This is a genomic window from Rhodococcus sp. ENV425 (genome assembly GCF_002887785.1).
In the GTDB taxonomy this organism is placed as follows: domain Bacteria; phylum Actinomycetota; class Actinomycetes; order Mycobacteriales; family Mycobacteriaceae; genus Rhodococcus; species Rhodococcus aetherivorans.
Window position 1 is genome coordinate 31,644 of record NZ_PCZU01000067.1, and the last position, 5,138, is coordinate 36,781.

Below are 5,138 nucleotides of genomic sequence, written 5' to 3' on the forward strand. Positions count from 1 at the left end.
GACAGGAGTGGCCGTCGGTGACGAGCCAGGACCGGGATTTCACCACGAACGAGGACGGCTCCGTCGACGTCCACTTCGGTCCCGAACAGCCCGAGGACGGTCACAACTGGATCCAGACCGTTCCCGGCAAGAGCTGGTGGGCCATGTTCCGGCTGTACGGTCCCCTCGCACCGTGGTTCGACAAGACGTGGCAGCTACCGGACATCGAGCGACTCGCGTAGAGGCGCCGACGCGGCCTCGTCGTGCCCTCCGCCCGGTACTGCGGAGATCAGGTCGGTGCGATCTCAGATCTCGCGCCAGCTCTCCCCGGCCATGTCGTGGCCGTGTGCCGCCATGAGCATCAGTCCACCGTCGACGGGAATCGAGCCGCCCGTGAGGTACGACGAGCGCGGCGACGCGAGGAATGCGATGGCCGACGCGACCTCGTTGACGTGCCCGGGCCGGCCGACCGGGTTGCCGGGGCGGTCCTCACGATACGCCTGGGATTCGTCCATGCCCGTCATCGGGGTCGAGATCTCGCCCGGCGCAATCGCATTGACGAGGATGCCGTGCCGTCCCAGCTCGAGTGCGAGGCACTTGGTGAGCATGCCCAGGCCGGCCTTGGCGCTGCAGTAGGCGGCGGCGCCGAGCCGGGGGATGTGCTCGTGCACACTCGTGACGTTGATGATCCGGCCACCGCGGCCGCCCGCGATCATCCGCCGGGCGGCGCGCTGAGCGCACAGGAACGGACCCTCGAGGTCGGTCGCGAGAACCTCCCGCCACGTGTCGTAGCTCAGGTCGAGGATCCGGTCCATGTGCCCGGTTCCGGCGTTGTTGACCAGAACGCCCAGGCCGCCGAGCTTCTCGGCGAGCGTGTCGACGACGTCGGCGGTGTCCGGACTGGTCAGGTCCTGGTGGACGACGAAGCAGCGCTGTCCGCGCTCCTCGATCCCGTCCCGGGTGTTCCGGGCCCCGGCCTCGTCGGTGTGGAACGTGATGCCTACGTCGAATCCCTCCGAGGCCAGCACCTCGGCGGTGGCTTTTCCGATTCCCGAATCGGCTCCGGTGACGATCGCAAGTCTCTCGGGTGCAGGAATATTCATGCAGGGCCTGTACCCGCTCGTCGTCCCCTCCACGCCGATCGGTGGTCGACGGGCGCTCACCTCGAGTAACGTCATGACCGGTGAGCACAGGAGGTGCACCCATGAGACCTTTGCCGTGACCGACACCGGCGACGGGCTGGATGTCACCGTCGACGGCACGACCCACCGCCTCGGCGTGGCGGACGCGCGCCGGCTCGCACACCGGATTCTCGACGTCGTCCACGCCGCCTATCCCGAACGCACGGGCGCGGGACTCGAATCGTGGCCCACGGAGCGCCTGGAGGAGTTCGTCGGCGACCTCGAACGGACCGTGAACCCGGACCGGCCCGGGCACATTCTCAGGGCCGCTCGGGTGGAGCTGGATCGCCGTCGGGGCGCCGCCCGGTGATGAGGAAGATGACCCGTTCGGCCACGTCCACGGCCTGGTCCCCGAAGCGTTCGTAGAAGCGTGCCACCAGGGCGAGGTCGACGGCGGGGGTCACGCCGTGCGTCCACGCCGGGTCCCGGAGCGTCCCGAGCAGACGGGCGTGGACGGCGTCGAGTTCCGCGTCGGTGCTCCGGACCCGGGTGACCAGCTCCAGATTCGGCTCCGTGAAGACGTCACACAGTCCGCGCGCCATGCCGGCCGTGAGTTCGCCCATCCGGGCGATGTCGTCCCGGACCTCGTCGGGGGCGAGCTCTCCGGGGGTGCGCCGCCGGGCTGCCCGCGCGATGTGCAGGGCGAGCTGGCCCATCCGCGCCAGGTCGCTGCTCATCCGCACCGCCGAGAAGACGAACCGGAGATCGCCGGCCACCGGATGCTGCAACGCCAGGATCGCCACGGCCCGCTCGCTGCACTCGGTGTGCAACGTGTCGATCTGCTCGCCGAGATCGAGCGCCTCCTCGGCCGCGGCCACGTCGCCGTCGAGCAGCGCACGCGTCGACAGCTCCAGGGCCTTCGCCGCGAGCTCGGCGAGACCGCGGAGCCTGCCGGTGAGGTCGCGTAACTGTTGATCGAACGAGGCCCTCATGTACACCGATCCACTGCGCTGTCCTCCGTTGCCGTTACGGGGGTATACCCGGAAGCGGCCCCGTCGACGCCCGGTGGAGGCCCTTCGGGCCGGGGAACCGCCGCCGTCAGTTCTCGGCTTCCTGCTCGCGCTGCCGCCGCAGCCGCTGTGCGGCCGTGTGCGCGCCTTCCCGCTCGAGGGCCTGGAGCATCTTCTCGACCTTGTCCGCAGAGGCGCGCGGCGGCAGCAGCGGGGTAGCCGGATCGACGACCGCCTGGATCAGCACCGGACGGTCGGCGGTCAGGGCGGTGTGCCACGCCCCGTCGACGTCCTCGGGGCGATCGACCCGGATGCCCTCCAGGCCGAGCAGCCGGGCGTAGTCGGCATAGGGGAAGGGCGGGACGGTCTGCGAGGCGGGGATGCGGGCGTCGCCCTCCATTTCCCTCTGCTCCCAGGACACTTCGGTGAGGTCGCCGTTGTCGAGGACGAGGACGACGAAGCGCGGATCGGCCCAGTCTCGCCAGCGGTGGGCAAGGGTGATCAGCTCCGAGATGCCGTTCATCTGCATGGCGCCGTCCCCGGCCAGGGCGATCACCGGACGATCCGGATGGGCGAGCTTGGCGGCCAGTCCGTACGGCATCGCGGACCCCATCGATGCGAGCGTGCTCGACAGGTGCGCCGGTACTCCCGGCGGCAGTCGCAGGAAACGCGCGTACCAATACACGACCGATCCGACGTCCACCGCCACCTGGGCGTCCGCCGGGAGCCGGTCGGACAGGGCTGCGACGACAGCCTGCGGATCGAGGACGACGGCCTGCGGATCGAGACCGTCCGGGGGCTCCGTGCACCGTGCGGCGGCGATCCGCCGCCAGTTCCGGACCATCTGCTCGACGTCGCGGCGCCACGGTCCGGCGGTCCGGTGCAGCCGGGGCAGCAGGGCGCGCAGGGTCTCGCGGGCGTCCCCGGCGAGGGGCACCTCGACGGGATACTTGGCGCCGAGGTTGCGGGCGGCGATGTCGATCTGCACGGCACGTGCCTGTCCCGGGGCGGGATAGAACTCCGTCCACGGATCGTTGCTGCCCACGATCAGCAGGGTGTCGCATCCGGCCGTCAGGTCCGCAGAGGCGGTCGTGCCGAGGTGTCCCATGACACCGCAGGCCCAGTCCCGGGACTCGTCGATCACCGGTTTGCCGAGCAGCGACGTCGTGACGCCGGCGCCGAGCAGCTCCGCGACCTCGCCGATCTCCGGGGCCGCGCCGTATGCGCCCTGGCCGACGAGCAGCGCGACCCGTCGCCCGGCGTTGAGCAGGTCGGCGGCCCGGTCGAGATCGGCGTCGGTGGGCAGCACCCGCGGGACCGCGACCGTCGCGGCGCTGGGGACCACGCCGTGGGCGTGCTCCTCCCCGGCGACGTCGGCCTGCTGCACGTCGTGCGGGACGATCACACACGTCGGGCTGGAGGTCGCCCGTGCGGTGCGGAAGGCGTTGTCGAGCACCGCGCCGAGTTGTTCGGGGGTATCGAGGGTCTGCACGTACTGGGCGCACACGTCCTTGAACAGCGTGGGCAGCGCGACTTCCTGCTGGTAGCCGCTGCCCTGGGCCGTCGTCACCACGTGTCCGACGATCGCCACCACCGGTTTGCCGTCCAGCTTGGCGTCGTAGAGGCCGGTGAGCAGATGCACCGCCCCGGGTCCCTGGGTGGCGAGGCACACTCCTACCTCCCCGGTGTATTTCGCGTGCCCGGTGGCCATGAAGGCCGCCATCTCCTCGTGCCGGGCGGTGACGAGTTCGATGTGCTCGGCCGCCCGATCCAGGGCGGCCAGGATCGGGTCGATCCCGTCTCCGGCGTAGCCGAAGACGCGGTGGACGCCCCACGCCCGGAGTCGGTCGACTATCCCGTCGGCGACGTTGGCCATGCCGTTCCTCCCGGTGGCGCCCGGCGCGGGCGTCCTTCGTCGTGTCCTCCGGGGCCGGGTGCCCGGTGGGAGCCGTGCGAAACCTCGGGTGGGCGGCACACTGGTCGCATGAGGTTGCTGCTGCTGGCCGACACCCACGTCCCCGTCCGCGCGCGGGACCTGCCGGCGCGGGTGTGGGAGGAGGTCGACCGCGCCGACGTGGTGCTGCACGCCGGCGACTGGGTCGAGGTCGCGTTCTTCGACGCATTGTCCGAGCGGGCCGGACGGTTGGTCGCGTGCTGGGGCAACAACGACGGCGCGGAATTGCGGGGCCGGATGCCCGAGATCGCACGCGTGACGCTGGAGGATGTGCGCTTCGCCGTCGTCCACGAGACCGGAGCCTCGGCAGGCCGCGACAGGCGGATGTCGGCGGCGTATCCGGACCCGACGTCCTGGTGTTCGGGCACAGCCACATCCCGTGGGACACCACTACGGCCGCGGGGCTGCGGCTGCTGAACCCGGGGTCGCCGACGGACCGTCGGCGACAACCGTTCTGCACCTTCTTAACGCCTCTCCTTCCTGAAGGCAGGAGATTCCCGACTCAGACCGCAACCGCACCCCCACCCGGAGGGAGGTGATCCGTTTGACTCACGTCGTCGACACCGGTGTGGCCACGCTCCGCCACAGCCAGAACCACTCTGGCAGCGTTCCGGTCCCGGCACGCGGTGTGCCCGCATGCTCGGCATCGGAAAATTCGTTCCTCGAGTCCGAGGGGTTGCTTGGCTCTTGCGAAACACCTCGAACACGTCATGGTCGTGTACGCGGGCCGCACCAACACCACCTTCCGGCCGGCCCGCCTGCCCTGCTCGATCAACTCTCGTTTCACCGTCGCGATCGCGGCATCGGCGGCCTTGCGCGCCATCGTCGACTTCGACAGGAACCTGGGTTTGAAATCCTCCACCGCGACGAGATGATGCGCATCGACCACGGTCCCGGCCCAGATCCGGCCGTCGTGCCGGTTCTGCCGGGCCGCCTTCTTCTGTACCTTCGCGGCCTGGGTGCGGGCCCGCCGATAGCCCTTCGAGGGTGGGTGTCCCTTGCCTCGGCGGCGCCGCGCCATCGTTCGCTGCGCTCTCGCCAACTCCGCCGCACACCGTTTCCGGTGCCCGTGAT

General features: G+C 70.4%; 6 protein-coding genes and 1 pseudogene. 3 read left to right on the forward strand and 4 right to left on the reverse strand.

What is annotated here, in order from left to right; genetic code table 11:
* A partial coding sequence (locus CQZ88_RS30475; RefSeq protein ID WP_258008450.1) for a DUF1214 domain-containing protein occupies positions 1-221 on the forward strand: 221 nt, incomplete at its 5' end.
* 63 nt (positions 222-284) lie between these two features.
* On the opposite strand, the gene CQZ88_RS05310 is transcribed toward CQZ88_RS30475, so the two are convergent.
* Positions 285-1,082: an SDR family oxidoreductase gene (locus CQZ88_RS05310; protein WP_051359216.1), complete on the reverse strand. Its 798-nt coding sequence runs from the start codon at positions 1,080-1,082 to the stop codon at positions 285-287.
* On the opposite strand from CQZ88_RS05310, the gene CQZ88_RS05315 reads away from it, so the two are divergent.
* Positions 1,081-1,470, forward strand: a complete 390-nt coding sequence (locus tag CQZ88_RS05315; RefSeq protein WP_029546276.1) for a hypothetical protein — start codon at positions 1,081-1,083, stop codon at positions 1,468-1,470. The two genes, CQZ88_RS05310 and CQZ88_RS05315, sit on opposite strands and share 2 nt — an antisense overlap.
* On the opposite strand, the gene phoU is transcribed toward CQZ88_RS05315, so the two are convergent.
* Positions 1,421-2,092 carry a phosphate signaling complex protein PhoU gene (gene phoU / locus CQZ88_RS05320; RefSeq protein ID WP_006931809.1) on the reverse strand — a complete coding sequence of 224 codons (672 nt, stop codon included), beginning with the start codon at positions 2,090-2,092 and terminating at the stop codon, positions 1,421-1,423. The two genes, CQZ88_RS05315 and phoU, sit on opposite strands and share 50 nt — an antisense overlap.
* 106 nt (positions 2,093-2,198) lie before the next feature.
* A complete protein-coding gene (locus tag CQZ88_RS05325; RefSeq protein WP_029546274.1) occupies positions 2,199-3,986 on the reverse strand; it encodes a thiamine pyrophosphate-requiring protein in 1,788 nt (595 codons plus the stop codon).
* Positions 3,987-4,094: 108 nt separating this feature from the next.
* On the opposite strand from CQZ88_RS05325, the pseudogene CQZ88_RS05330 reads away from it, so the two are divergent.
* Positions 4,095-4,603: pseudogene (locus tag CQZ88_RS05330) on the forward strand (metallophosphoesterase).
* On the opposite strand, the gene CQZ88_RS05335 reads toward CQZ88_RS05330, so the two are convergent.
* Positions 4,567-5,138: RNA-guided endonuclease TnpB family protein (locus CQZ88_RS05335; protein ID WP_146034254.1), on the reverse strand; the 572-nt coding region annotated here is incomplete at its 5' end. The pseudogene CQZ88_RS05330 and the gene CQZ88_RS05335 sit on opposite strands and share 37 nt — an antisense overlap.

Coding starts and splice junctions, on each gene's coding strand:
- CQZ88_RS05315 (WP_029546276.1), top strand. CDS start 1,081: ATGCAGGGCCTGTACCCGCTCGTCGTCCCCTCCACGCCGATCGGTGGT.
- CQZ88_RS05310 (WP_051359216.1), bottom strand. CDS start 1,082: ATGAATATTCCTGCACCCGAGAGACTTGCGATCGTCACCGGAGCCGAT.
- phoU (WP_006931809.1), bottom strand. CDS start 2,092: ATGAGGGCCTCGTTCGATCAACAGTTACGCGACCTCACCGGCAGGCTC.
- CQZ88_RS05325 (WP_029546274.1), bottom strand. CDS start 3,986: ATGGCCAACGTCGCCGACGGGATAGTCGACCGACTCCGGGCGTGGGGC.